Here is a 22,975-nt window from a genome sequence, read left to right on the forward strand (position 1 = left end):
CGAGTAGCGCACTACTCCATCTCGTCTCGTACAGTTGGTCGCATGACAGCACCCGATGCCGAACGCCGCGTCGCCGTAGTCACCGGCGCCAGCGGGGGGATCGGCGCAGCTACCGCGAGAACCCTTGCCGCGCAGGGCTTCCACGTGGTGTGCGTGGCGCGCCGTGAAGACCTCGTCAACGAGGTGGCCGCCGAAATCGGCGGCAGCGCGATCACCGCGGACATCACCGACGCCGATGCGGTGTCGGTGATGGCGGAGCGCCTGGATCGGGTCGACGTCCTGATCAACAACGCCGGCGGCGCGCGCGGCTTGGCCCCGGTGGCGCAAGCCGACGTCGAGCAATGGCGATGGATGTGGGAAGCCAATGTGCTTGGCACGCTGCTGATGACGCGCGCCCTGCTGCCCAAACTCATCGCATCCGGTGACGGCCTGATCGTCACCGTGACATCAAACGCCGCAATCGAGATCTACGAGAACGGATCCGGCTACACGTCAGCCAAGCATGCCCAGAGCGTGCTGCATCGCACGCTTCGCTATGAACTGCTGGGAAAGCCGGTGCGGCTCACCGAAATTGCACCGGGAATGGTGAAAACCGATTTCTCGCTTCACCGTTTCGAAGGCGACAAGGAACGCGCCGACGCCGTCTATCGCGGGCTGACGCCACTGGTGGCCGACGACGTCGCCGAGGTGATCGGCTTCGTGGCGTCGCGGCCGTCGCACGTCAACCTGGACCAGATCATCATCCGGCCGCGCGACCAGGCGGGCGCGTCGCGGTTCAATCGCAAACGGACCTAACGGCCGGGTTGTTCGTTGACCGGCTGCGGCGCACCCGTCGGCGTGGCCGGCGCGGTGCTGGGCAGCTCGGGCGGCGGCTCCTGCGACGAGAGCGCCGACATCGCCACCCATTCCTCCCACGGCACGGCCCAGTCCCAGATGTCGCCGTCGGCGTAGGACAGCTGGATCGACGTTCCGGTCACCTCGACCGGGTCGCCGTACATGGCGCTGCTGAAGTACTGCTGAGCGTTCTCCAGGTTGAGGTTGATGCAGCCGTTGGTGACGTTCGTATTACCCTGCGCACCAATACTGTTCGGGTTGCAGTGGATGAACTCGCCGTTGTTGGAGATGCGGACGGCGAAGCGTTCGTGCACGTTGCTGTAGCCCGCCGCCGGGTTGGTCATGTAGAAGTCTTCGTACTTCTCGGTCACGACGTGGATGCCGCTGCGGGTGATGTTGCGGGGCAGGTCGCCTTCGCCGTAACTGCACGGGAAGTCCATGATGACGCCCTCGTCGGTGATCACCTGCATGCGGTGCGACTCCGCGGGCGCCTTGACGATCTGGCGCCGCCCGATCGAAAAGTTCAACGAAATGTCTTGCGCGCCATAGGCGTCGTCACCGAATTTGACGCCGTAGAGCTTCGCGTCGACGTTCACCTTGGTGCCGGGCGGGTAGTACTCCTTGGTGCGGTAGTGCACCCGCGATCCGCCCACCTCGTCGGGCAGCCACGCCCAGCTGCCCTCGACCGGCGGGTCGGTGGTCACCTCGAGCGCCTTCTCGACGGTGGCGCGCGCCTCGTCGGGGATGGCGGCGTCGAACTGGATGATGATCGGCGCCGCGATGCCGACGACCTGGCCATCGGCCAGCTGAAACTGCCCGTTGACCTGAGTGGACGGATTGACCGTGGAGAACGTTCCCTCGACCGGGACGGCCTTCCCGTCGCGGCCGACCACCGAACCCGACCAGCTGTAGTCGACGCCGTAACCCAGCGGCTCGGTGATGCTGAATACGGTGCGGTCGCGGTTGAGAGCGCCTGCGACCACCTTGCCGTCCGGATTGGTCAGCGCAACCCGCTGGAACCAGACGTCGCGCACCTCGACGCGGATCGGCTCATTCGGCAGCACGCCGGTGGTGTCCTTTGCCGGGGTGAATGTCAGCGACGGCGCAGGCGGCGCCTCGTCGGCCTCGGACGGCGAGTTCGACCTGCCCGCGCAGGCCGCCAGTGCGCCGGGGGCCACCACCCCGACCGCGAGCGCGGCAAGGGCGCGCCGCCTGTTCATACGGGGCGGCTGCGGTTGCGAGGGCGGGCCGGAGGTCACGTATTCCAAAGATACCTAGAGCGCGGCCCCAACCAGGCATGGCTCGGGTGTGAGTTCGATCCCGAACGCCGATTTCACGCCGTCGCGGACCTCCCTGGCCAGGGCGAATATGTCCGCGGCGGTGGCCGCTCCCCGGTTGGTCAGGGCCAAGGCGTGCTTGGTGGAGAGCCGGGCGGGCGCCGCATCGCCCGGATAGCCCTTGTGAAACCCCGCCTGCTCGACCAGCCAGCCCGCCGCCAGCTTCACCCCGCCCGGCGCCGGATAGTTGGGCACAGGCGCCTCGGAGAGCCGCTGAATCCGGTCGAACTCCGCAGGTGAGACGACCGGATTGGTGAAGAACGAGCCGACGCTCCAGGTGTCGTGATCGGCGTCGTCGAGCACCATGCCCTTGCGCCTGCGCAGCGCCAGCACCGCGTCCCGCACGGCCGCGGGCTCGGCGCGATCGCCCGGCTTTGCGCCCAGCGCCGCGGTCAGCTCGCCGTAGCGCAGCGGCGCGCTGCGCCCGTCGGCGGCCAGCGCGAACTCCACCTCCAGCACGATCTCGGCATCGGAGTGCTTGAGAATACTTGTCCGGTAACCGAATTTGAGTTCGCTGCCATCGACCCAGCGGTCTGAGCCGGTGGCGCGGTCGAGCAGCCGCACCCGGCGAATCGTGTCGGAAACCTCGGCTCCGTAAGCGCCGACGTTCTGCACAGGCGTCGCGCCCGCCGAACCGGGGATACCGGAGAGGCACTCAAGGCCGCCGAGGCGGTGCTGCAGCGCGGTGAGCACCACGTCGTCCCAAGTCGCGCCCGCCTCGGCGCGCAGGATGTTGCCGTCGACCGAGATGGCGCTGTTGGCCAGCCGCACCACGGTCAGGTCGGGCAGGTCGTCGGCCAGCACCACGTTGGAGCCGCCGGCCAGCACCAGCGGACGCGGGCCTGGCTCGTCGCGCAGCGCGCCGATGACCGACACGATCTGCTCGGTGGTCTCGCAGGTGATCAGCCTGCGGGCCACCGGCCCGACCCGCAGCGTGGTCAGCGGCGCCAGCGGCACCTGTTCGGCGACCGCGACACCCCCTACCAGCGAACTGACCACGGCCCGTAACGGTAGCCTGGCCAACTGTGCCCCGCTCATTCGACATGGCCGCCGAGTACGACGGCACCGTCGAACAGGTGCACCGCGCATTCAGCGACCGCGGGTACTGGCTCGAGCGGTTGGCCGATTCCGGCGCCGACTCGGCGGCGCTGGACACGATGGAAATCAGCGCCGACGGCGGCGTCGACGTGGTTACCACGCAGGTGCTTCGCCGCGACCGGCTGCCGGGCCTGGTGACCCAGTTCCATCCCGGTGACCTCTCGATCGTGCGCGAGGAGACCTGGAGCCCGGTCCGCGACGGCACGGCCACCGCGACAGTGACCGGTTCGATTTCCGGTGCGCCCGTTTCGGTGACAGGCACGGCGGTGCTGGCCGACGGTGAGAACGGCGGCTCGCGGCTGACGTTCAACGCCTCCGTCGAGGTACGAATCCCACTCGTGGGCGGCAAGATCGAGAACTTCATCGGCAAGCTGCTCGTCGAATTGCTGATCGCCGAACAGCGTTTCACCTCGGCGTGGATCAATCAGAACCGGTAACCGCCCGCTAACCTGGTGGTATGGCTCGGAGGATGGATTACCAGCTGTCCTTCGAGGCACCGGCCGGAAAGATCTATCAGGACTTCACCAGCCGCGAATACTGGGAAACCCTGATGGACGCCTACCGCTTCCTCACTCCCCAGTCGGAGATCACGCAGTTCACGTCCGACGCGTCGGGCACCGACATCGTGTTCAAGCAGAACCTGCCGCGCATGTATCTGCCCCCGATCGCGCGCAGCGTGATGCCCGTCGACATGATCATCACGCGCGAACAGCATTTCGATCCGTTCGACCATGCGGGCGGGCGTGCCCAGGGCAGCTATCGGGCCAGCGTTCCGCATGGGCCGGGCCACTTCGGCGGCAGATACCTGTTGACCGAGACCGACGGCGGCAGCCAATTGCGGCTGGCCAGCGTGTGCAAGGTGTTCATCCCACTCATCGGTGGCGTCCTCGAGGACCTGATCCTGCACCACATCCGACAACTCTTCGACGCCGAGGAGGCGTTCACCGCTGACTGGATTGCCAAGCACCACTAGGCCGTTGGGCCAGCCTACCCGGGGCACCACGGGGCACAATCGGCTGCGGCGCTGCGACCGTTGGCTGGTGCATTCGCCGCGGGTCCGCACCGCGCTGCAGTCGGCGGCCGACCCGCTGGTCGTCGACCTCGGCTACGGCGCGCTGCCGGTGACCACCCTGGAGTTGGCCAGCCGGCTGCGCACGGTCCGGTTCGACGTCCGGGTGATCGGGTTGGAGATCGACCCCGAGCGTGTGCGGACCGCGCAGGCCACCAAGCGCGACAACATCGAATTCGCTTTGGGCGGCTTCGAATTGGCCGGTCACAGGCCGGTGCTGGTGCGGGCGTTCAACGTGCTGCGGCAGTATCCGGAAGACGCCGTCGCCGCCGCGTGGACGCTGATGCGGTCCCGGCTGGCGCCGGGCGGCCTCGTCGTCGACGGTACCTGCGACGAACTCGGCAGGCGGTGCTGCTGGGTCCTGCTCGACAGCCAGGGGCCGATCAGCCTGACCCTGGCGTGCGACCCGTTCGCGATCGAACGCCCATCCAATCTCGCCGAACGGCTTCCGAAAGTCTTGATTCACCACAATGTTTCGGGCCGACCAATCAACACGCTGCTGAACGCCGCCGACCGCGCGTGGGCCAGCGTCGCCGGCCACGGTGTGTTCGGTCCACGCGAACGATGGCGGGCGATGCTGAACCTGCTGCGCGACAGCGGTGTTCCTGTCGAGCCTCCGCGTCGGCGGATGCGCGACGGCGTGCTTACGGTGCCGTGGGCAACGGTTGCCCCGCAGCCGCTTTGACCGGCTCCGGCTCGGCCTGTTCGGCCGCGGCCAGCGCGTCGTCGACGTCGTCGGCCAGCCGGATGTCCAACCCGCGGATCGGAGCGGGCGGTGTCACGAGCGCAACGACCACGTACGTGGCCAACGACGCGGCGAACGCGATGAACGTCGGCCAGCCGTCGAACGACGCGTCGATGACCCCGTTGGGGATGTAGAAGATCGTGTTGTCGAGGCCGTACATCGTCGGCGTCATCGCGAACAGCACGAGGCGGACCGTCAGGCCAACGACAATTGACGCCAAAGCCGCTGTGGCCGAGCCCTTTCGCCACACCAGCCCGAGCAGGAACGGCACCACGAGGCAGGCCAGCAGCAGGTCGAACGCGAGCGTCAGCAGGATGCCGGTCTGCTTGACGTAGATAGCGATGAAGATCGCCAGCACGGTGACCGGCACCATCGCGATGCGCGTCGACCACAGCAGCGGGTCGCGCTGGCCCGGAACGTGCACCCGTCGCACGCCGCCGAGGTTGCGCACCGACACGTTGGAGATCGCCAGGATCGCGCCATTGGCGGTGCTCATCGACGCGCCGACCAGGCCGCACAACACCATGATGGTCAGAAACAGCGGTGCGTAGCGGTCCAGCAACACGAAAAGGATTGGGCCGTCCAGCTCTTCGGGCATGAACGCCTTCGCGGCCAGGATCACAAGGCCGAACGGCACACAGATCGCGACCACGCCGGTCGCGGCGCTGAAGCAGGCGCGGCGCGCGGTTTCGGGGCGACTTGGCCGCGAAGATCCGCTGCATGAAGTCGATCGCCACGATGTCGCCGATGCCCAGCGCGATCAGCGTCGCCCAGTTGATGGTGGCGCCCTGCGCGGAATCGGTCATCTGGCCGAAGTCCAGCGGGCCCATGCCGTCGGCGATCGAAATGCCGTGTGCGGCAGCCATCCAGATCAGCAGGCCGATGGCGCCGAGGAACACCATCGACATCTGGATGATCGCGGTGTACGCGTCGGCGATCAGCCCGCCGGTGCCGGTGTAGGCGACCGCAAGGACGGCGATGATGACGGTGCCCAGCCAGTACGGGATGCCCACGAAGTAGTTGAACAGAAAGCCGCCCGCGACCAGGTTGCCCGCCACCAGAAGACAGAAGCCGACGATGAGCATCAGCGATGCGACGGCCTCGACGGGACGGCCGAAGCGCAGCCGGTAGTAGTCCGGGAACGACGTCAGGCCCATCCGGTTCATCGGCTTGGCGACGAACAGACCGGTCAGAAACAGGCACAGCGCCAGGCCCAGCGGAAGGCAGGCGCCGGCCCAGAAGCCGAATTCCGATGCCAGGTCGGTGTTGCCGAGGGTGGCGTTGGTGTCCACCGCCGAACCCATCAGCGCGCCGCCGACCAGGATCAGCGGCAACAAGCGCCCACCCACAAGGAAGTTCGCGCTGTCGCCGGCTATTCGCTTCGACACCAGGAAGCCGACGAGTACGACTAGCGCGATGCTGATGCCGACGCCGACGAGAACCATGAGGAGCCTCCTTGCGAGCCGTGGAGTCTCCCGGGCTTTTATCCCGCCGTGGAACGGCGCGGCGTCATCGCCGAACCGCCTGCGTCTCTCGGACCAAACCCGACGAATCGGCGGAACCCTAGACGCGCCTCACCCGTGTGAGTCTCGATCAGAAAAACTCCGCGCCGTTACGCCGATGAACGCGCCGTGTTAACGGCTCGTTGCATTTCGAGTGGCGCGGCCACGGATCGCTGCCAAGATAAGGAGCCAGGAGCCGCTCAACCGGCTCCCCGGACGAGGTGCGTCGTACCCGGCCTGCGACAAGACGGCGCTCGAGGAGTCACCATGGCCGATGGCAATTCCGCAAATTCCGAACCACCCAACCGCGAAGGCGCATGGGCGCAACAGGCCGAAGCCGAACTGCCCGATCGCCGCGAACGCGAAGAGATCGAACGCTGCCTGACCTTCGGTTTGGAAGCGGCGCCGACGATCAACGACCGGCGCATCTCCACGTTCGTGCGCGGCGAGCTGCCGCATTTCGCAGGCGAGCGCGGAACGTTCTTGAAGTGCCCGTTCGTCGAGGACGTCAGCAAGGTCGACGACGCCGAGGTGGCGATCTTCGGTGTTCCGCTCGACGCTGGGGCCACCTACCGGCCGGGCACCCGGTTCGGCCCGCAGGGAATTCGCCGCTCCACCAACCTGTTTGGCACCTACAACTACGAGCTCGGTGTCGATCTGCGCGAGCAGTTGAACATGGTCGACATCGGCGACGTGTTCACCATCCCCGGCAACCTGGAGAAGTCCTTCGACCAGATCAGTCAGGCGATGGCGCACGTCGTGCAGAAGGGCGTGATGCCTGTCGTGCTCGGCGGCGACCATTCGATCGGCTTCCCGACGATCCGCGGGATGGCGCCGTATCTGGACGGCAACATCGGCATCATCCACTTCGACCGCCACGTCGACACCCAGGAGTCCGATCTCGACGAGCGGATGCACACCACGCCCTGGTTTCACGCCACCAACATCAAGAATGCGCCCGCGACCAACCTGGTGCAGATCGGCATCGGCGGCTGGCAGGCACCGCGGGCGGGCGTCAAGGTGGGCCGCGAACGCCAGTCGACGGTCATCACCGTCGGCGACGTCGAACGCGTCGGCGTCGAGAAGATCGCTGAAATGGCGCTCGAGGTCGCGTGGAAGGACGCCAAGGCCGTGTACCTGTCGTTCGACATCGACGTGATCGATGCGGGTTTCGTGCCGGGCACCGGTTGGCCGGAGCCGGGCGGGCTGCTGCCGCGCGAGGCGCTCAACCTGGTCCGCATGGTGTCCGAGCCGGGATTGGCAGGCATCGAGGTGGTGGAGTGCTCCCCGCCGTATGACTGGGCCGAGCAGACCGCGTTGCTGAGCTCGCGGGTGATCCTCGACAGCCTGGCCACCCAGGTGCGGTCGGGCAAGCTGGGCAACAAGAAGGCCAGCGCGGACCGGCACGCCTGGGGGCCGTGACCCCTAGGCTGGGGTCATGCGAATCGCGTTGGCGCAGATCCAGGCAGGCACCGAACCCGCAGCCAACCTGAAACTGGTCGAGGAGTACACGCGCCGCGCCGCCGACGCGGGTGCCCGGCTGGTGCTGTTCCCAGAGGCGACGATGTGCCGCTTCGGGGTGCCGCTGGCCGCCGTCGCCGAACCGCTGGACGGGCCGTGGGCCGACGGGGTGCGCCGCATCGCGGACGACGCGGGCGTGACCGTCGTCGCCGGGATGTTCGTGCCGAGCGACGACGGCCGCGTCACCAACACGCTGGTCGCGGCCGGACCGGGAGTCGATGCGCACTACGACAAGATCTACCTCTACGACGCGTTCGGGTTCGCCGAGTCGCGCACCGTCGCCCCGGGCCACGAGCCGGTGGTGATCACCGTCGACGGCGTCGGCGTGGGGCTGTCCCTGTGCTACGACATCCGCTTCCCCGAGCTGTACGTTGAGTTGGCGCGCCGCGGCGCCGATCTGCTCACCGTGCATGCGTCGTGGGGCACCGGGCCGGGCAAGCTCGAGCAGTGGACGCTGCTGGCGCGCGCCCGCGCCCTGGACACCGGCAGCTTCGTCGCGGCCGTCGGGCAGGCCTATCCCGGCGACGAGATCGCCAAGGTCGGGCCGACGGGTGTGGGCGGCAGCATCGTGGCGTCGCCGTTCGGCGAAGTGGTCACGCAGGCGGGCGCGGACCCGGATCTGATCGTCACCGACGTCGACACCGACGAGGTGCAGCGGGTCAGAGACACGATCGCGGTGCTGCGTAACCGGCCCGCGCTCGTCGACGCGGATAGGGCAGAATCGCGGGGGTGACCGATCCCTGGGCTCGCCCGGCCGACCAGCCCGCACCGGGCTCGGCTCCGCCGCCACCGCCTCCGCCACCGCAGTTTCCGCAGGGTCCGCCTCCCCAATCGGCTCCCCCGCCGCAGGCCGGGCCCGCGCAGAAGGACTCCTCGCCGCTTGTGAAGATCAAGAACCTCTTCCGCGATCCGCTGACGATCGTCCTGGTGGTCGTCATCATCGTCGCGCTGGTCGCGGCCGGGCTGCTGGGCGCAGAGCTGTATGCGCGTAGCCGCGCCGATGACGTGGTGGCCGCGGCGACCGAGTGCGTGGTGCAGGACGACGTCACGGTGTCGTTCGGGCCGTCGCCGTTTCTGCTGCAGCACATGACCGGCCACTACGGCAACATCTCGATCGAGACTGCGGGCAACCAGATCCGCGACGCCAAGGGCATGAAGGCCCAGATCGAGATCGACGACGTCCGGCTGCACAGCACCGGCGATTCGAAGGGCACGATCGGCGCCCTCGACGCGACGATTACGTGGACCTCCGAAGGCATCAAGCAGACCGTGCAGAACGCGATCCCGGTGCTGGGCAGTCTCGTCACCGACGTGAAGACGAACCCGTCGGACGGCACCATCGAACTCGAGGCTGCGCTGGGCAGCAGCGTGACCACCAAACCCGTGGTCCAGGACGACGGAATCGCCTTGCAGATGGTCAATTTGGAGGGGCTGGGCTTCACGCTTCCGCGGGAGATGGTGCAGCCGGCGCTGGACGCGTTCTCCGCGCAGCTGACCAAGGGCTATCCGCTCGGCATCAAGGCCGACGACGTGCAGGTCAGCGATACCGGTGTGAGCGCGCGCTTCTCCACCCGCAACGCCTCGATCCCCGCCGGCGAAACCGACCCCTGCTTCGCCAACCTCTAACCGGGCGCTCCTCTACGCCCAAACCGACATTTGGGCGGGAAAGTGCGAGTGGTTCTCGCCATTTCGTCGATCTCGGCGCGGGAGCTCGGTGCGGGAGCTCGGCGCGGGAGCTCGGCGGGGGCTGGGAGCTGTGGGGTGGTATTCGTGGGCGTCAGCCGAGCCCGTCGAGCACCGCGCGCGTGCCGGACAGGCCGAGCCGCGCAGCGCCCGCACCGAGCATGGCGAGCGCATCGGCGGCGGTGCGGATGCCGCCGCTGGCCTTGACCGCGACGTCGGGGCCGACAGCGCCGACCATCAGCTCGACGGCCCGCGCCGAGGCCCCACCGCTGGGATGAAAACCGGTGGAGGTCTTGACGAAATCGGCACCCGCGGCGGCGGCCACCCGGCACACGTCGACCAGGAGCGGCCAGCCGCCAAACTCGAGCAGCGCAGCCGATTCCACGATCACCTTGAGCACCGAATCACCAACCGCGGCCCGCACCGCTTCGACATCGGCTTGCACAGCGTCCCATTCACCGGCGAGCGCTGCGCCGACGTCGATGACCATGTCGATCTCGTCGGCGCCCGCGGCCACCGCCCGCTCAGCCTCGGCGGCCTTGATCTCCGAAAGATGTTTTCCTGACGGGAATCCCGCCACGGAGGCGATGTGTAAACCCGATGGCGCCGCCGACGCCGCGACGGGCACCATCGACGGAGACACGCACACCGCGTACACCCGAAGTTCGGCGGCCTCGGCCACCAACTTCACGACATCGTCTTGTGTCGCTTCAGGTTTGAGCAGCGTGTGGTCGACGACAGCGGCCACGTCGCGTCTGTTCGCCTTTCGACCGGAAGCCACTAGAACGGTTCTTCCGTGCCGCCGGGATTGCAATGCGACGCCAGCATCTCGTCCCAGGAGACCTCGGGTCGCCACGGTTCGAGGTTCCAGCTCTCCTTGCCGGGATAGGCCAGTTCGGCGTAATGCCAATGGCACATGAATTGCTCACGCATTCCGGCGATGTCGGCGTCGGGTGAAACGGTCAGCACTTCGGCCCACATCTGATCGGCCTGCGCGGTGGTGCCCGGCTGCGTCGACGCGGCGCGTGCGGAGTCGGTCGGGTAAACCCGCAGGCTCGACAGGTCGCCCCACTTCGCCCACTCGGCGTGCGCCACATACGGAGGGCCGGGCACCGTGGTGTCGGCCGCCGCGACGACCGGCGTCGCGAGGGCAGCGATCATGGCCGCCGCGGTGGCGGCGAGAACGCGGCGCATGCGGCTAGCGGGACTTTCCCTGAATGTCGAGGAGCTTGGGACGGACATCGACCAGGTAGATGCCCGAGGCGACGGCCGCGATGGCCGCGCCGAACGGGTCGCGGAACACCAGCAACAGCAGCAGGCTGCCGCCGATGATCAGCAGCCACACCGGCTTGGTGAGCTTGCCTGCTGCGGTGTAGGCATCGGGGCGCTGCATTGCTGCATGAACGAAGGCGTAAACGGCCACGGCGAATGCAGCAACGACGAGGACCAAAACAATGACGCCCGCTAGGTCGGCAAGTATCACCTCACCAGCCTAAACGGGCGCCACCGTGTGCGTCGAATTTACTTCTGAGTGACCTTCTTGGCCGGGGCCTTCTTCGCAGGCGCCTTCTTGGCCGGAGCCTTCTTGGCGGGCGCCTTCTTAGCGGTCTCCTTCACCGGGGCCGCGGACTTCTGCGCCTTCTTGGGCAGCTCAACGCCGACCAGCTTGGCGGCACGCTCGCCGACGGCGCGGGTCTGCGAAGCGACGTTGCCCAGCGCCTCCTGGGTGAGCTCGACGGCCTGGTCGGTGTAGGTCTCGACACGGCCGGCGGCCTCTTCGAGGGCAGGCTGGGTGCGCAGCCGCTCCAAAGCGGCCTCGCCACGCTCGACGAGCTTGTTGTAGGTGCTCTGCGCGGCCTCGGCGTAGCTCTCAGCGAACTTGCGAAGCTCTTCGGAGCTCAGCCGATCGCGGAGGTCACCGAACTGGGTGGGCAGATCCTCCTGCAGCTTGTTCAGGCGCGCGCGGCTCTCCTCGACGCGGGTGTTGGCGTCGGTGCGAGCCTCGCCGGCACGCTCGCGCAGAGTCGCGACGATCTCGTTGACTCGCTCGAGGGCCAGGTCGGCGGCGCCGACGGCGGCCAGCAGCGGAGCCTTCAGATCGTCAACGGTCGGTTGGGTGGTGGCCTTGGCAGTCTTTTTCGCCATGTCAGAAAATCCTTCCTAATTCGGTTGGTCGTCGGTGTTGTGCTGAATATTGGTTCGTCTTGCTTTTATTCAGTCGCCGTCTCCTCGTCCATCGGCTTGCCTTCCTGGGCAAGGGCGGCTTCGTTCTGTTCGCAAAACGATGTGTAGATGTCGAGCAGCACCTGCTTCTGCCGCTCGGTGATCGCCGAGTCGGTGATGATGGCGTCGCGGACCTGGTTGGTCTCGCTGGGCTCGAGGATCCCGGCCCTGATGTAGAGGACTTCCGCTGAGACCCGCAGCGCCTTGGCGATCTGGTTCAGCACATCGGCGGATGGTTTACGCAATCCCCTCTCGATCTGGCTGAGGTACGGATTGCTCACCCCGGCCTTCTCGGCCAGCTGCCGCACCGATACCTGAGCAGCTTCACGTTGCGATCGGATGAAGCTCCCGATGTCCTGCGCAGCGTTGGAGACCACATCGACGAGCTTCTCGTCCTGCGACATGGGGTACCCCCTCCAATGCGTTGGGTATGCGGCTACGACACCGCCAACGGTACGACGGGGTGCTAACTTTTGCAAGCACTAGTTAGCGCAGGTCAGAAGAGTAGCTGGGCTATCGAATAGATGGTCAGGCCCGCCAGGGCGCCGACGACGGTGCCGTTGATCCGGATGAATTGCAGGTCACGGCCGACGTGGAGTTCGATGCGCCGACTGGCCTCGTCGGCGTCCCACCGCTCGATGGTGTCGGTGATGATCGTTGTGATTTCCGCCCCATACTGGCCGACCAGATGCTGCGCGCCCCGGATGATCCAGTTGTCGACCTTGTCGCGCAGGTCAACGTCGTCGCGCAGGGATTCGCCGATGTGCACGACGGAATCCGCAATCCGGGTGCGCAGGGCCGACGACGGGTCGTCGACCGACTCCAGGATGAGGCGCTTGAGCGTGTTCCACGCGGTCTCGGCGGCGCGGGTCACCTCGTCGCGGCCCATCAGCTGTTCCTTGACCCGCTCGGCCCGTTCGATGGTCGCCTCGTCGTGCTGCAGGTCGTCGGCGAAGTCGAACAGGAACTTGGTCGCCGACCGTCGCAGCTCGTGGTCGGGGTTGCGGCGCACCTTGTCGGTGAAGTCCATCAACTCGCGGTGGATGCGGTCGCCGACGAGGTGGTCCACCCAGCGCGGCGACCAGGTCGGCGAGTCCCGTTCGACCACCCGCTCGATGATGTCGCCCGCGTTCAGCGACCACTGGAAGGCCCGATCGGCCAGCAGCTGGATCAGCGCTTCCTGCCGGTTCTCGGCCAGCAGTGTGGCCAGCACCCGGCCCACCGGCGGACCCCACAGCGGCTCGGCCAGTCGTTTGACGATCATGCGGTCCAGCACGTGCTGGACGTCCTCGTCGCGCAGCAACTCGACGCCGACGCGCAACACCGTCGACGCTTCCGCCGCCACACGCGCGGCGTGCGCGGGCTCCGACATCCACTTGCCGAGCCGACCCGCGACCTCGGCGTCGCGCAGTTTGGTCTCGATGACCTCCGGCGACATGAAGTTCTCGCGGACGAACGTGCCCAGACCCTCGCCGAGCTGGTCCTTCTTACGTTTGATGATCGCGGTGTGGGGGATCGGGATGCGCAGCGGGTGCTTGAACAGGGCGGTGACCGCGAACCAGTCGGCCAGCGCGCCGACCATCCCGGCCTCCGAGGCGGCGGCGACGTAGCCGGCCCATGCGCCCGCGCCGTTGGCCTCGGCCCACCGGCAGAACAGAAACAGGACCGTGGCCCCAATCAGGAACCCGAGCGCGACGAGCTTCATTCGGCGCAGGCCGCGGCGGCGCTCGGCGTCGGCGGCGGTGTCGGCGCCGGCTAGCGACTCCGCGAAGCTTGGCCGCGGCGCCGGTGACGCCGGAAGTGCCCGCATCGGGCGGCCGCCGGCGTCGAGTCTGTGTGCCACCCCTCCATCATCCGCTACCCGACGGAGTGTCAACCGGACCGAGGAGGCTACCGATGATCATTCGCCGTAGTATCGAGTAGATCTAGACGAACGGACTAGCGCGATAGTGGCACAGCAGACTCCGCCGGGGGCGATCAAGACCGATGGACGGAAGCGGCGCTGGCACCAACACAAGGTGGAGCGCCGGAACGAGCTGGTAGACGGCACCCTGGTCGCAATTCGTCGGCGCGGCAGCAACGTCAGCATGGACGAGATCGCCGCCGAGATCGGCGTGTCCAAGACGGTGCTGTACCGCTACTTCGTGGACAAGAACGACCTCACCACCGCGGTCATGATGCGGTTCGCGCAGACCACGCTGATCCCCAACATGGCCGCTGCGCTGTCGGCGAACCTGCAGGGCTACGACCTGACCCGCGAGATCATCCGGGTCTACGTCGAGACGGTCGCAGCCGAGCCCGAGCCGTACCGGTTCGTGATGGCCAACAACTCGGCCAGCAAGAACAAAGTCATCGCCAACAGCGAGGAGATCATCGCCCGCATGTTGGCGGTCATGCTGCGCCGACGCATGGCCGAGGCAGGCATGGACACCCGGGGCGTCGAACCGTGGGCGTTCCACACCGTCGGCGGGGTGCAGCTGGCCACCCACTCGTGGATGTCGAATCCGCGGATGAGCGCCGACGACCTGATCGACTACCTGACGATGCTGTCGTGGAACGCGCTCTGCGGCATCGTCGAGGTGGGCGGCTCGCTGGAGAAGTTCCGCGAGATGGCGCACCCGTCGCCGATCCTGCCGCCGCAGCTGCTCAACCGATGAGCATCGCCGCAGCGCTGCGCTTCAACCCCGGCGACAAGGTCGCCGACATCGACACCAATGCCACACCGGGTTTCGACGGGTCAAAGTCCGATGCTGCGCCGGTGCAGGCCGAGCGCAGTGAACGGCTCGCACATCTGCAGGAGCTGCTGTTTGCGAACAACAAGGCCGCAGACGACCAGCGCTCGGTGCTGCTGGTACTGCAGGGCATGGACGCCGCGGGCAAGGGCGGCATCGTCAAACACGTTGTCGGCGCGGTCAACCCGATGGGTGTGCGCTACACAAGCTTCGGCAAGCCCACCGAAGAGGAGTTGGCGCACCACTACCTGTGGCGGATCCGGCGCGCGCTGCCGCCGGCCGGACACATCGGAGTGTTCGACCGTTCGCACTACGAGGACGTGCTGATCGTTCGCGTGCACAACCTGGTGCCGCCCGATGTCTGGGGCGCCCGCTACGACGAGATCAACGCGTTCGAGCGCGAACTCGTCGACGGCGGCATGACGCTGGTGAAGGTCGCGATGTTCATCTCACTCGACGAGCAGAAGAAGCAGCTGGCCGAGCGGCTCGACGATCCGACCAAGCACTGGAAGTACAACCCCGGCGACATCGACGAGCGGCTGCAATGGCCGAAATACCAGGAGGCCTACCAGGCCATGCTGGACCGCACGTCGACCGACTACGCGCCATGGCATGTGGTGCCATCGGACCGGCGGTGGTACAGCAGGCTGGCGGTGACGGAGCTGCTCATCACGGCGCTGGAGGCCATGGATTTGTCCTGGCCGCCAGCGGATTTCGATATCAAAGCGGAGAAAAAGCGGCTCGCCAAGGCGTAGGGCAGTCGCGGCGCTGGGCGCCGCAGTGCAACGAAGAGCGGCGCCGTCCGCCGCAGTGCGCCGAGACCACGGAAGTTGACGAGATTCGGCCGATTTTCCTCATTTTGCGTCGCATCGATGCGCTGATGAATGCGACGAAGATGTCTGTCGCGCAGATTCATGCGCTCGCCGAGCGCTATCCCGGCCAACGTGGAGTGCGAGTATCGATATGGGCTATCCCGAGTGAAGGCGGCGTCGAGTACGACGGCAAGCAGCATTTCACCAACCCGGATGACTACGCCGCCGACATCGAGCGGCTCGAGTTTCTCGCGAGCAAAGGCTGGGTCATCGTGCGGGTCAGCTCACGCCAATTGCGGTATGAGCGCCCGCAGATCGTGCTTCGCGTCGAAACGGCGCTCAACGGCGCGGGTGCTACTTGATGAGCGTGAACTGCCCGACGTTGGTGATGCCGCGGCGGAAGAAGTCCGCGCAACCGGTCAGGTACTTCATGTAGCGGTCGTAGACCTCTTCGGAGGTGATGCCGATGGCGTCCTCGCGACGGGCCTGCAGGTTGTCTGCCCACATGTCCAGCGTGCGGGCATAGTGCGGTCGCAGTAGATGCGTACGCGCCAGCGTGAAACCCGAACCCGCCGCGAGTTTTTCGATGTCCTCGACCGCGGGCAACTGTCCGCCGGGGAAAATCTCGGTGCCGATGAAGCGCATGAACTTCAAGTCGTTGATGGTCAACTTGATGCCGTTGTCGCGGAAGTACGTCTGCGGGTGCGCCAAGATGGTGTGCAGCAACATCGTGCCGTCGGCTGGCAGAATGCTGAATGCCCGCTCGAAGAACAGTGGATAGCGTTCGGCCTTGAACGCCTCGAAGGCGCCGATGGACACGATGCGATCGACGGGCTCGTCAAATTCCTCCCACCCCTGCAGCCGCACTTCGGCGCTGCGCTGCGTCGGGACCGACTCCATCAACCGCTTGCTGTACTCGAACTGGTTGCGGCTCAACGTGATTCCGATGACGTTGACGTCATATTTCTCGACGGCGCGGCGCAGGCCCGCGCCCCAGCCGCAGCCCACGTCGAGCAGCGTCATCCCAGGTGCGAGATTCAGTTTCTCGAGCGCCAGGTCGAATTTGGCGAGTTGCGCCTCTTCGAGCGTCATATCGTCCCGCTCAAAGTACGCGCACGTATACCCCATCGTCGGCCCGAGGAACAGTGCGAAAAAGTCGTCGGACACGTCGTAAATGGACTGGGATTCTTCGTAATACGGTTCCAGGCCTACAGCTTCCGACATACGATCGTACTCCCGCTTCGCTCATTACGGACAGACCAGCGGCGGGAGTGCACGCAATCGCAATCCCACGCACTCTCCGGCTCCGGGCTGAACCGGTTTCAATTCAGGTACAAGCGAATGTATCTAAGATGTGATCTAGACCCAAGTCTGCTGATCAGTGCGTCGCGTTGCGATTTCAATACGTGTAGAAGCCCTTGCCTGACTTCTTACCCAGCTGGCCCGCCTCGACCATGCGCAGCAGCAGCGGCGGCGGTGCGTAGTTGGGGTCTTTGTACTCGTCGTACATCGAATCCGCGATGAGTTTCATGGTGTCCAGCCCGATCAGGTCGGACAGCCGCAACGGTCCCATCGGGTGGGACAGCCCCGCCACGACGGCCGTGTCGATGTCTTCGACGGTGGCCACACCCGCCTCGGCCATCCGAATCGCCGACAGCAGATAGGGCACCAGGAGCGCGTTGACGATGAAGCCGGACCGGTCGCCGCAACGCACCACCTTCTTGCCCAGCGTGCTGCTGGCGAACTCCTCGACACGCGCGACGGCCTCGTCGGCGGTGACGAGTGTGCTGATCAGCTCGACCAGCGGCAGCACCGGCACCGGGTTGAAGAAGTGCAGCCCGAGCACGCGGCTCGGATTCTTCGTCGCCGCAGCGATTTTCATGATCGGGATGCTGGAGGTGTTCGACGCGAGCACCGCGTCAGGATCGGTGATCAGCTCGTCGAGCTCGGCGAAGATCTTGGCCTTGACGGTCTCGTCTTCGACGACCGCCTCGATGACGAGCTGACGGTCTGACAGATCGGCGAGGTTGGTGGTGAATTTCAGCCTGCCCAGCGCGGCGTCGCGATCGCTTTCGGTGAGCTTGCCCTTGCTGACGGCGCGTTCCAGCGAGCCGGTGATCCGCGTGCGGCCGGCCGCGACCAATTCGTCAGTCGGCTCGTAGACCACCACGTCGGCGCCTGCCTTCGCCGACACCTCGGCGATGCCGGAGCCCATCTGCCCCGCGCCGACCACTCCTACCCGTTCATTGCTCACTGGTTCTCCTCACACCCCATCAGGCCCCGCCCAATATAAGGACGGGGCCTGATGGGACTGCCCTCGGGTTCTCTCGCGGGTACTCCCGCAGGTTCTCCCCCACTTCTCTCCGCGCTTAAGGGGTGACCTGCGCAGAGATCAGTGGAACTGGCCCTCTTCGGTCGAGCCCTTCAGCGCCGTCGTCGAGCTGTTCGGGTCGACGGTCGTGGCGATCCGGTCGAAGTAGCCGGCGCCGACCTCGCGCTGGTGCTTGGTCGCGGTGTACCCGCGCTCCTCGGCGGCGAATTCGCGCTCCTGCAGCTCGACGTAGGCGCTCATCTGGTTGCGGGCGTAGCCGTAGGCCAGATCGAACATCGAGTAGTTCAGGGCGTGGAAGCCGGCCAGCGTGATGAACTGGAACTTGAAGCCCATCGCGGCCAGCTCCTTCTGGAACCGGGCGATCGTCGCGTCGTCGAGATGCTTCTTCCAGTTGAACGACGGCGAGCAGTTGTAGGCCAGCATCTGGTCGGGGAACTCGCTCTTGACGCCCTCAGCGAACTTCTTGGCGACGTCCAGATCCGGCGTACCGGTCTCCATCCAGATCATGTCGGCGTACGGCGCATAGGCCTTGGCGCGCGCGATGCACGGCTCGATGCCGTTCTTCACCCGGTAGAAGCCTTCCTTGGTGCGCTCACCGGTGATGAAGGGCTGGTCGCGCTCGTCGACGTCGGTGGTGATCAGCGTCGCGGCCTCGGCGTCGGTGCGCGCGATGACGACGGTCGGCACGTCTTCGACGTCAGCGGCAAGCCGGGCGGAGGTCAGCGTGCGGATGTGCTGCTGGGTCGGGATCAGCACCTTGCCGCCGAGGTGGCCGCACTTCTTCTCCGACGCCAGCTGGTCTTCCCAGTGCGATCCCGCCACACCCGCGGCGATCATGGCCTTCTGCAGCTCGTAGACGTTCAGTGCACCGCCGAAGCCGGCCTCGCCGTCGGCGACGATCGGCACCAGCCAGTTGTCCACCGACTTGTCGCCCTCGACCTTGGCGATCTGGTCGGCCCGCAGCAGCGCATTGTTGATGCGACGCACGACCTGAGGCACGGAGTTGGCCGGATACAGGCTCTGGTCGGGATAGGTGTGGCCGGAGAGGTTCGCGTCACCGGCGACCTGCCAACCGGACAGGTAGATCGCCTTGAGGCCGGCGCGCACCTGCTGAACCGCCATGTTGCCGGTCAACGCACCGAGCGCGTTGACGAACTCCATCTCGTGCAGCTGCTTCCACAGGATCTCGGCGCCGCGGCGGGCGAGCGTGTGCTCCTCGGTGACGGTGCCCTGCAGGGCGACGACGTCCTCGGCGGTGTAGTCGCGCTTGACGTCCTTCCACCGCGGGTTGGTATCCCAATCGTGCTGAATCTGCTCGGCTGATCTCGGCGTGCCAACGGTCGACATCGACTACTCCTTCAATTCCCAGTTGTTTCGAACGGCGCGACGGCGTTGCCAGTGTTTCCAGCTTGCTAACGCCGAAACAACTTCGCTGTTGTGCTAATCCGATAATGCACTGGGCCATATGTGCTGGTCCACCAGCACTGTTTGCCAACTTTCGTTAAGGCGAAGGCTTAACTTGCGAAGTTTGCGAAGAAGCAACTGACTGTACCGGTTCAGTAGCTACTGGCCGGTAACCAGTTTCCGCAGGTCAGTACGCTCGTACTGTTAGACGCCCGCGAATCAGAGCGAAAACAGCGACGCGACGGCTTTGGTCTCCTCGCCGACCGCATATGTGAGGGTTGTAACAGTGCGATCCGTCAATTCCGGGCCGAACTGATCTGTCGATCCGGGCGGGTGCACGTGCACGATGATCTCCAGCTTGTCGCCCAACGCCACGGCCGCGTCGTGCTCGATCGTGACCCGCAGCGGGGACTCCAGCAGCTCGGGCGCGGTGTAGAGGTAGTCCTCGATCACGCTCCAGTACACCGCGTTGTTCATGTGGTCGAACAAATCGATGTCGCTGACGCGGACGGGGAATTCGCGGATCTGGGTGGCGTCCTCGCGGCTGCCTGCCTTCAGATAGGGCTTCCACCGCAGCCGGTCGACGTCGGTGGTGCGCTGCAGGCCCTCGATGAAGTCGTCGGCGATGCGCGCCGGCCCCTGGGTCTCCCGGTTGATGTTGATCCAGAACGCCTCGGACTCCATCAGTCCGCCGCGGCGCCCGTCGATGCGAACCCGCATCTCGCACCAGCGATTCGAGGTGCCCGAACACCAGCGTCGGCAGCGCAGCATGTCCTGAAACTCGATGGGCTTGATCAGATCGATCATCGTGCGCCGGACGATCCACAGCGGGTGTGTCTCCTCGAAGCCGAGTTCGCGGAGATGGTCCTGGCCGATGTCCTGGATATGGCGGGTGGCGGCGTCGAACCGCAGCCGCCCGGTGCGGTCGATGTCGCCGACGCGCAACGGCCATTCCTTGTCGAAGACGTCTGGATGCGGATCGGGCACAGGCATCATCGTCTTCGCCAACCCCGTGTTCGCGGTGGTGTTTGTGCTGCCCGTTGGGTTGCCCGTCATGCTCTCGTCTTCCCTGGTTCCTTCGCCGGCCCGCGACCGCCGGGCAGGCGTTCCCATACTGCCAGACCAGGGCGCCGGATCGATCAGAGCGATCTGGCCAGTTCGTCGCTGCGGGGCGGCGTGCCGGTGCCGTAGATCACCTCCGCATGGAGCGCGTAGCGTCGACGGCGTCGATCACGTCCTGCACCGCAGAATCCACCGAGCGGTGCTGACGTTCGACGTCGTGAACATGGTTGGCCTGCGGAGCAGCACGCTCGAGCAACAGAGCCCAGATGTGGTCGTCCTCGCCGGCGTGGTGATGATGCAGCAGTGCGGCGATGAAGCGCAGATGGTCGGCGACAACGCCCGCGCGGGCGACCTCACCCACCGCAACCTTCCGCACGACCTCGGCCGCGAGCCCGAACTCCCGCCGGAACATCCGGTGCGCCATCACCATCTCGCGGGTCAGTTCACCGGTCTGCGCGTCAGCGTTGGTCATGCTCCACGTCTCCTCACGTTTGCCAATGTTGTGAAGGCCGCTTAACAACGGGCCCTACGATGTAGAACGTGGCGAAGACGTTCGTCGGTTCGCGGGTGCGGCAGCTGCGCAACGAGCGCGGATTCAGCCAGGCCGCGCTGGCGCAGATGCTCGAGATCTCGCCGAGTTACCTGAACCAGATCGAGCACGACGTGCGTCCGCTGACCGTCGCGGTGCTGCTGCGCATCACCGAGGTGTTCGGCGTCGACGCGACGTTCTTCGCATCCCAGGACGACACCCGCCTTGTCGCCGAGTTGCGCGAGGTCACGATGGACCGCGACCTCGACATCGACGTCGACCCCACGGAGATCGCCGACATCGTGCACTCCCACCCCACGCTGGCCCGCGCGATGGTCAACCTGCACCGGCGCTATCAGCTCACCACCACGCAGCTGGCGGCGGCCACCGAGGACCGGTTCAGCGACGGCAGCGGCAGCGGCTCCATCACGATGCCGCACGAGGAAGTGCGCGACTACTTCTACCAACGGCAGAACTACCTGCACGAACTCGACACTGCCGCAGAGGATTTCACCATCCGGCTGGGCATGCACCGCGGTGATCTGGCCCGCGACCTATCCGACCGGCTGAAGGCTGTGCACGGCGTGCACATCGTGCGGCGCACCGACATGGGCGAGACGGTGCTGCACCGCTACGACCCCGCCACCCGCAGGCTGGAGATGAGCCACCACTTGTCACCGGGTCAGCAGGTGTTCAAGATGGCCGCCGAACTGGCCTATCTCGAATTCGGCGATCTGATCGACAAACTGGTCGAGGAGGGCAAGTTCACCAGCGAGGAGTCTGTCAGGCTGGCCCGGCTGGGTCTGGCCAACTACTTCGCCGCCGCCACGGTGTTGCCGTATTCGCGATTCCACGAAGTGGCCGAGAAGTTCCGCTACGACGTCGAACGGCTCTCGGCGTTCTACTCGGTGAGCTACGAGACCATCGCCCATCGGCTGTCGACGCTGCAGCGCCCGTCGATGCGCGGGGTGCCGTTCTCGTTCGTCCGCGTCGACAAGGCCGGCAACATGTCAAAACGTCAGTCCGCCACGGGTTTTCACTTCTCGTCCAGTGGCGGCACCTGCCCGCTGTGGAACGTCTACGAGACGTTCGCCTATCCGGGCAAGATCCTCGTGCAGATCGCCCAGATGCCCGACGGCCGCAACTACCTGTGGGTGGCGCGTACTGTCGAACGGCGGGCATCGCGATATGGTCAGCCCGGCAAGACTTTTGCCATCGGGCTCGGCTGCGAGCTCCGGCACGCGCATCGACTCGTCTATTCGGAGGGACTGGATTTGTCCGGCGAAGTCGCCACACCGATCGGGGCGGGCTGCCGGGTCTGCGAACGCGACAACTGTCCCCAGCGCGCATTCCCCGCACTGGGCCGCGCCTTGGACATCGACGAGCACCGCAGCACGGTGTCGCCATACCTGGTGAAGCAGTCATGAGCTCGCCGGCCCGAATACCGCCGGGCGGTCTGCGGGAGCTGGGCCCCATCAACTGGGTGATCGCCAAGCTGGGCGCACGGGCGATCCGGGCGCCGCGGTTCAGCCTTGTCAACGTGCTGGGCCAGCACAAGCTGCTGTTCCTCGCATGGCTGCCCTACAGCGGGATCCTGCTGGGCCTGTTCAGCAAGCTGCCCGTCCAGGACGCCGAAACCGTCATCCTGCGCATCGGGCACCTCCGCGACTGTGAATACGAACTGCAGCAGCACCGCAGGCTGGCCAAGACCCGCGGCATCGGACCGGACCTGCAGGCGAAGATCTTCGAAGGGCCCGACGCCGAAGGGCTCACCGACCGCCAGCGCACGCTGATCACCGCCACCGACGAGTTCGTCGTCACCCGCGGTGTGTCGGCGGAGACGTGGGCGGCGTTGGCGGGCCATCTGACCAAGGCCCAGCTCATCGAATTCTGCATGCTGGCTTCGCAATACGACGGTCTGGCGGCCACCATCGCCACGCTCAAGGTCCCGCTGGACTTCCCCGACTAAGCGCCTCCCCCGACTAATCCCGCTGGTTTGTGTACTTGGCGACGGTTTGCGGCCGTTTCGCGTCGCCAGATGCACGAACGGCGACCGAACGGCGGCCGAAGTAGGCCCTTAAATCGCCATGCC

Annotated in this window: 25 protein-coding genes, 1 pseudogene and 2 riboswitches; of the genes and pseudogenes, 12 read left to right on the forward strand and 14 right to left on the reverse strand. The window is 66.2% G+C overall.

What is annotated here, in order from left to right; translation table 11 throughout:
• Window positions 1-42 precede the first annotated feature (42 nt).
• Entirely contained in the window at window positions 43-795 is a 753-nt protein-coding gene (locus CQY20_RS01280; protein WP_097937846.1) for an SDR family oxidoreductase, read from the forward strand.
• Here the strand turns inward: CQY20_RS01280 and CQY20_RS01285 are convergent.
• A complete protein-coding gene (locus CQY20_RS01285; RefSeq protein ID WP_097937847.1) occupies window positions 792-2,054 on the reverse strand; it encodes a L,D-transpeptidase in 1,263 nt (420 codons plus the stop codon). The two genes, CQY20_RS01280 and CQY20_RS01285, sit on opposite strands and share 4 nt — an antisense overlap.
• A 54-nt stretch (window positions 2,055-2,108) precedes the next feature.
• Window positions 2,109-3,170, reverse strand: coding sequence for a UDP-N-acetylmuramate dehydrogenase (locus CQY20_RS01290; RefSeq protein WP_097937848.1), 1,062 nt, complete (start codon window positions 3,168-3,170; stop codon window positions 2,109-2,111).
• 26 nt (window positions 3,171-3,196) lie between these two features.
• Here CQY20_RS01290 and CQY20_RS01295 point away from each other — a divergent pair, with 26 nt between their 5' ends.
• Genes CQY20_RS01295 through CQY20_RS01305 form a run of 3 tightly spaced genes read left to right on the forward strand, consistent with a single transcriptional unit; the run spans window position 3,197 to window position 5,023 of the window.
• Window positions 3,197-3,706, forward strand: coding sequence for a DUF2505 domain-containing protein (locus CQY20_RS01295; protein WP_097937849.1), 510 nt, complete (start codon window positions 3,197-3,199; stop codon window positions 3,704-3,706).
• Between the two features lie 20 nt (window positions 3,707-3,726).
• A complete protein-coding gene (locus tag CQY20_RS01300; RefSeq protein ID WP_163700918.1) occupies window positions 3,727-4,242 on the forward strand; it encodes a DUF2505 domain-containing protein in 516 nt (171 codons plus the stop codon).
• A 4-nt stretch (window positions 4,243-4,246) separates the two neighbouring features.
• Window positions 4,247-5,023, forward strand: a complete 777-nt coding sequence (locus tag CQY20_RS01305) for a class I SAM-dependent methyltransferase (RefSeq protein WP_097937851.1) — start codon at window positions 4,247-4,249, stop codon at window positions 5,021-5,023.
• Here the strand turns inward: CQY20_RS01305 and CQY20_RS36065 are convergent.
• Window positions 4,983-6,528 (reverse strand): annotated as a pseudogene (locus tag CQY20_RS36065) (high affinity choline transporter 1). The gene CQY20_RS01305 and the pseudogene CQY20_RS36065 overlap by 41 nt on opposite strands.
• A gap of 25 nt (window positions 6,529-6,553) precedes the next feature.
• Window positions 6,554-6,661: riboswitch (guanidine-I (ykkC/yxkD leader) on the reverse strand.
• A gap of 113 nt (window positions 6,662-6,774) precedes the next feature.
• Window positions 6,775-6,842, forward strand: a riboswitch (guanidine-III (ykkC-III) riboswitch).
• A gap of 10 nt (window positions 6,843-6,852) precedes the next feature.
• Here CQY20_RS36065 and speB point away from each other — a divergent pair.
• From speB to CQY20_RS01325, 3 genes are read left to right on the forward strand one after another with little or no spacing between them, the layout of a single operon-like run.
• Window positions 6,853-8,007 (forward strand): agmatinase, encoded by a 1,155-nt coding sequence (speB, locus tag CQY20_RS01315; protein WP_097937852.1) that lies wholly within the window; start codon window positions 6,853-6,855, stop codon window positions 8,005-8,007.
• Between the two features lie 16 nt (window positions 8,008-8,023).
• Complete coding sequence (locus CQY20_RS01320) at window positions 8,024-8,839, forward strand: carbon-nitrogen hydrolase family protein (RefSeq protein WP_097937853.1); 816 nt, start codon at window positions 8,024-8,026, stop codon at window positions 8,837-8,839.
• Window positions 8,836-9,732: an LmeA family phospholipid-binding protein gene (locus CQY20_RS01325; RefSeq protein ID WP_097937854.1), complete on the forward strand. Its 897-nt coding sequence runs from the start codon at window positions 8,836-8,838 to the stop codon at window positions 9,730-9,732. The genes CQY20_RS01320 and CQY20_RS01325 overlap by 4 nt, the downstream gene beginning before the upstream one ends.
• A gap of 151 nt (window positions 9,733-9,883) precedes the next feature.
• On the opposite strand, the gene deoC is transcribed toward CQY20_RS01325, so the two are convergent.
• The 6 genes from deoC to CQY20_RS01355 all read right to left on the reverse strand — a co-directional run bounded on the left by deoC (window position 9,884) and on the right by CQY20_RS01355 (window position 13,822).
• On the reverse strand, window positions 9,884-10,570 hold the full coding sequence (gene deoC / locus CQY20_RS01330) for a deoxyribose-phosphate aldolase (RefSeq protein ID WP_097937855.1): 687 nt from the start codon (window positions 10,568-10,570) through the stop codon (window positions 9,884-9,886).
• On the reverse strand, window positions 10,570-10,983 hold the full coding sequence (locus tag CQY20_RS01335; protein ID WP_097937856.1) for a DUF2599 domain-containing protein: 414 nt from the start codon (window positions 10,981-10,983) through the stop codon (window positions 10,570-10,572). Before CQY20_RS01335 ends, deoC begins: the two co-directional genes overlap by 1 nt.
• Window positions 10,984-10,987: 4 nt before the next feature.
• Window positions 10,988-11,272, reverse strand: coding sequence for a DUF2516 family protein (locus tag CQY20_RS01340; protein ID WP_097937857.1), 285 nt, complete (start codon window positions 11,270-11,272; stop codon window positions 10,988-10,990).
• Between the two features lie 38 nt (window positions 11,273-11,310).
• Window positions 11,311-11,934: a heparin-binding hemagglutinin gene (locus CQY20_RS01345; protein WP_097937858.1), complete on the reverse strand. Its 624-nt coding sequence runs from the start codon at window positions 11,932-11,934 to the stop codon at window positions 11,311-11,313.
• A gap of 65 nt (window positions 11,935-11,999) precedes the next feature.
• The gene (locus CQY20_RS01350) at window positions 12,000-12,416 is read right to left on the reverse strand and encodes a helix-turn-helix domain-containing protein (RefSeq protein WP_097937859.1); all 417 of its coding nucleotides are present in this window, start codon (window positions 12,414-12,416) and stop codon (window positions 12,000-12,002) included.
• Window positions 12,417-12,508: 92 nt separating this feature from the next.
• Window positions 12,509-13,822, reverse strand: a complete 1,314-nt coding sequence (locus CQY20_RS01355; protein WP_097938012.1) for a DUF445 domain-containing protein — start codon at window positions 13,820-13,822, stop codon at window positions 12,509-12,511.
• Window positions 13,823-13,961: 139 nt separating this feature from the next.
• Between CQY20_RS01355 and CQY20_RS01360 the strand changes: the two genes are divergently transcribed.
• The 3 genes from CQY20_RS01360 to CQY20_RS01370 all read left to right on the forward strand — a co-directional run bounded on the left by CQY20_RS01360 (window position 13,962) and on the right by CQY20_RS01370 (window position 15,918).
• Complete coding sequence (locus tag CQY20_RS01360; protein ID WP_097937860.1) at window positions 13,962-14,669, forward strand: TetR/AcrR family transcriptional regulator; 708 nt, start codon at window positions 13,962-13,964, stop codon at window positions 14,667-14,669.
• Window positions 14,666-15,499, forward strand: a complete 834-nt coding sequence (locus CQY20_RS01365; RefSeq protein ID WP_097937861.1) for a polyphosphate kinase 2 family protein — start codon at window positions 14,666-14,668, stop codon at window positions 15,497-15,499. The genes CQY20_RS01360 and CQY20_RS01365 overlap by 4 nt, the downstream gene beginning before the upstream one ends.
• A 125-nt stretch (window positions 15,500-15,624) precedes the next feature.
• On the forward strand, window positions 15,625-15,918 hold the full coding sequence (locus CQY20_RS01370) for a DUF559 domain-containing protein (RefSeq protein ID WP_097937862.1): 294 nt from the start codon (window positions 15,625-15,627) through the stop codon (window positions 15,916-15,918).
• Here the strand turns inward: CQY20_RS01370 and CQY20_RS01375 are convergent.
• The 5 genes from CQY20_RS01375 to CQY20_RS01395 form a co-directional block, all read right to left on the reverse strand.
• The gene (locus CQY20_RS01375) at window positions 15,911-16,780 is read right to left on the reverse strand and encodes a cyclopropane mycolic acid synthase family methyltransferase (RefSeq protein WP_097937863.1); all 870 of its coding nucleotides are present in this window, start codon (window positions 16,778-16,780) and stop codon (window positions 15,911-15,913) included. The two genes, CQY20_RS01370 and CQY20_RS01375, sit on opposite strands and share 8 nt — an antisense overlap.
• 175 nt (window positions 16,781-16,955) lie before the next feature.
• Window positions 16,956-17,810: a 3-hydroxybutyryl-CoA dehydrogenase gene (locus CQY20_RS01380; protein ID WP_097937864.1), complete on the reverse strand. Its 855-nt coding sequence runs from the start codon at window positions 17,808-17,810 to the stop codon at window positions 16,956-16,958.
• A 138-nt stretch (window positions 17,811-17,948) separates the two neighbouring features.
• On the reverse strand, window positions 17,949-19,235 hold the full coding sequence (gene aceA, locus CQY20_RS01385) for an isocitrate lyase (protein WP_097937865.1): 1,287 nt from the start codon (window positions 19,233-19,235) through the stop codon (window positions 17,949-17,951).
• A 276-nt stretch (window positions 19,236-19,511) separates the two neighbouring features.
• Complete coding sequence (locus CQY20_RS01390) at window positions 19,512-20,348, reverse strand: acyl-[acyl-carrier-protein] thioesterase (protein ID WP_097938013.1); 837 nt, start codon at window positions 20,346-20,348, stop codon at window positions 19,512-19,514.
• 136 nt (window positions 20,349-20,484) lie between these two features.
• Window positions 20,485-20,826, reverse strand: coding sequence for a hemerythrin domain-containing protein (locus CQY20_RS01395; protein WP_097937866.1), 342 nt, complete (start codon window positions 20,824-20,826; stop codon window positions 20,485-20,487).
• Between the two features lie 68 nt (window positions 20,827-20,894).
• Between CQY20_RS01395 and ramB the strand changes: the two genes are divergently transcribed.
• Window positions 20,895-22,310 (forward strand): acetate metabolism transcriptional regulator RamB, encoded by a 1,416-nt coding sequence (gene ramB, locus CQY20_RS01400; protein WP_097937867.1) that lies wholly within the window; start codon window positions 20,895-20,897, stop codon window positions 22,308-22,310.
• Window positions 22,307-22,852, forward strand: a complete 546-nt coding sequence (locus tag CQY20_RS01405) for a carboxymuconolactone decarboxylase family protein (RefSeq protein WP_097937868.1) — start codon at window positions 22,307-22,309, stop codon at window positions 22,850-22,852. The genes ramB and CQY20_RS01405 overlap by 4 nt, the downstream gene beginning before the upstream one ends.
• The last annotated feature ends 123 nt before the right edge of the window (window positions 22,853-22,975 follow it).

Source organism: Mycolicibacterium agri (genome assembly GCF_002553505.1).
GTDB classification, from domain to species: Bacteria; Actinomycetota; Actinomycetes; order Mycobacteriales; family Mycobacteriaceae; genus Mycobacterium; species Mycobacterium agri.

Bases quoted from the DNA above. Each gene is read 5' to 3' on its own strand.
- CQY20_RS01300 (WP_163700918.1), top strand. From the start codon at position 3,727: ATGGCTCGGAGGATGGATTACCAGCTGTCCTTCGAGGCACCGGCCGGA.
- CQY20_RS01355 (WP_097938012.1), bottom strand. From the start codon at position 13,822: ATGCGGGCACTTCCGGCGTCACCGGCGCCGCGGCCAAGCTTCGCGGAG.
- CQY20_RS01285 (WP_097937847.1), bottom strand. From the start codon at position 2,054: ATGAACAGGCGGCGCGCCCTTGCCGCGCTCGCGGTCGGGGTGGTGGCC.
- speB (WP_097937852.1), top strand. From the start codon at position 6,853: ATGGCCGATGGCAATTCCGCAAATTCCGAACCACCCAACCGCGAAGGC.
- CQY20_RS01365 (WP_097937861.1), top strand. From the start codon at position 14,666: ATGAGCATCGCCGCAGCGCTGCGCTTCAACCCCGGCGACAAGGTCGCC.
- CQY20_RS01280 (WP_097937846.1), top strand. From the start codon at position 43: ATGACAGCACCCGATGCCGAACGCCGCGTCGCCGTAGTCACCGGCGCC.
- CQY20_RS01405 (WP_097937868.1), top strand. From the start codon at position 22,307: ATGAGCTCGCCGGCCCGAATACCGCCGGGCGGTCTGCGGGAGCTGGGC.
- CQY20_RS01345 (WP_097937858.1), bottom strand. From the start codon at position 11,934: ATGGCGAAAAAGACTGCCAAGGCCACCACCCAACCGACCGTTGACGAT.
- CQY20_RS01375 (WP_097937863.1), bottom strand. From the start codon at position 16,780: ATGTCGGAAGCTGTAGGCCTGGAACCGTATTACGAAGAATCCCAGTCC.
- CQY20_RS01350 (WP_097937859.1), bottom strand. From the start codon at position 12,416: ATGTCGCAGGACGAGAAGCTCGTCGATGTGGTCTCCAACGCTGCGCAG.
- CQY20_RS01320 (WP_097937853.1), top strand. From the start codon at position 8,024: ATGCGAATCGCGTTGGCGCAGATCCAGGCAGGCACCGAACCCGCAGCC.
- CQY20_RS01390 (WP_097938013.1), bottom strand. From the start codon at position 20,348: ATGACGGGCAACCCAACGGGCAGCACAAACACCACCGCGAACACGGGG.
- aceA (WP_097937865.1), bottom strand. From the start codon at position 19,235: ATGTCGACCGTTGGCACGCCGAGATCAGCCGAGCAGATTCAGCACGAT.
- CQY20_RS01335 (WP_097937856.1), bottom strand. From the start codon at position 10,983: ATGCGCCGCGTTCTCGCCGCCACCGCGGCGGCCATGATCGCTGCCCTC.
- CQY20_RS01370 (WP_097937862.1), top strand. From the start codon at position 15,625: ATGAATGCGACGAAGATGTCTGTCGCGCAGATTCATGCGCTCGCCGAG.
- CQY20_RS01395 (WP_097937866.1), bottom strand. From the start codon at position 20,826: ATGACCAACGCTGACGCGCAGACCGGTGAACTGACCCGCGAGATGGTG.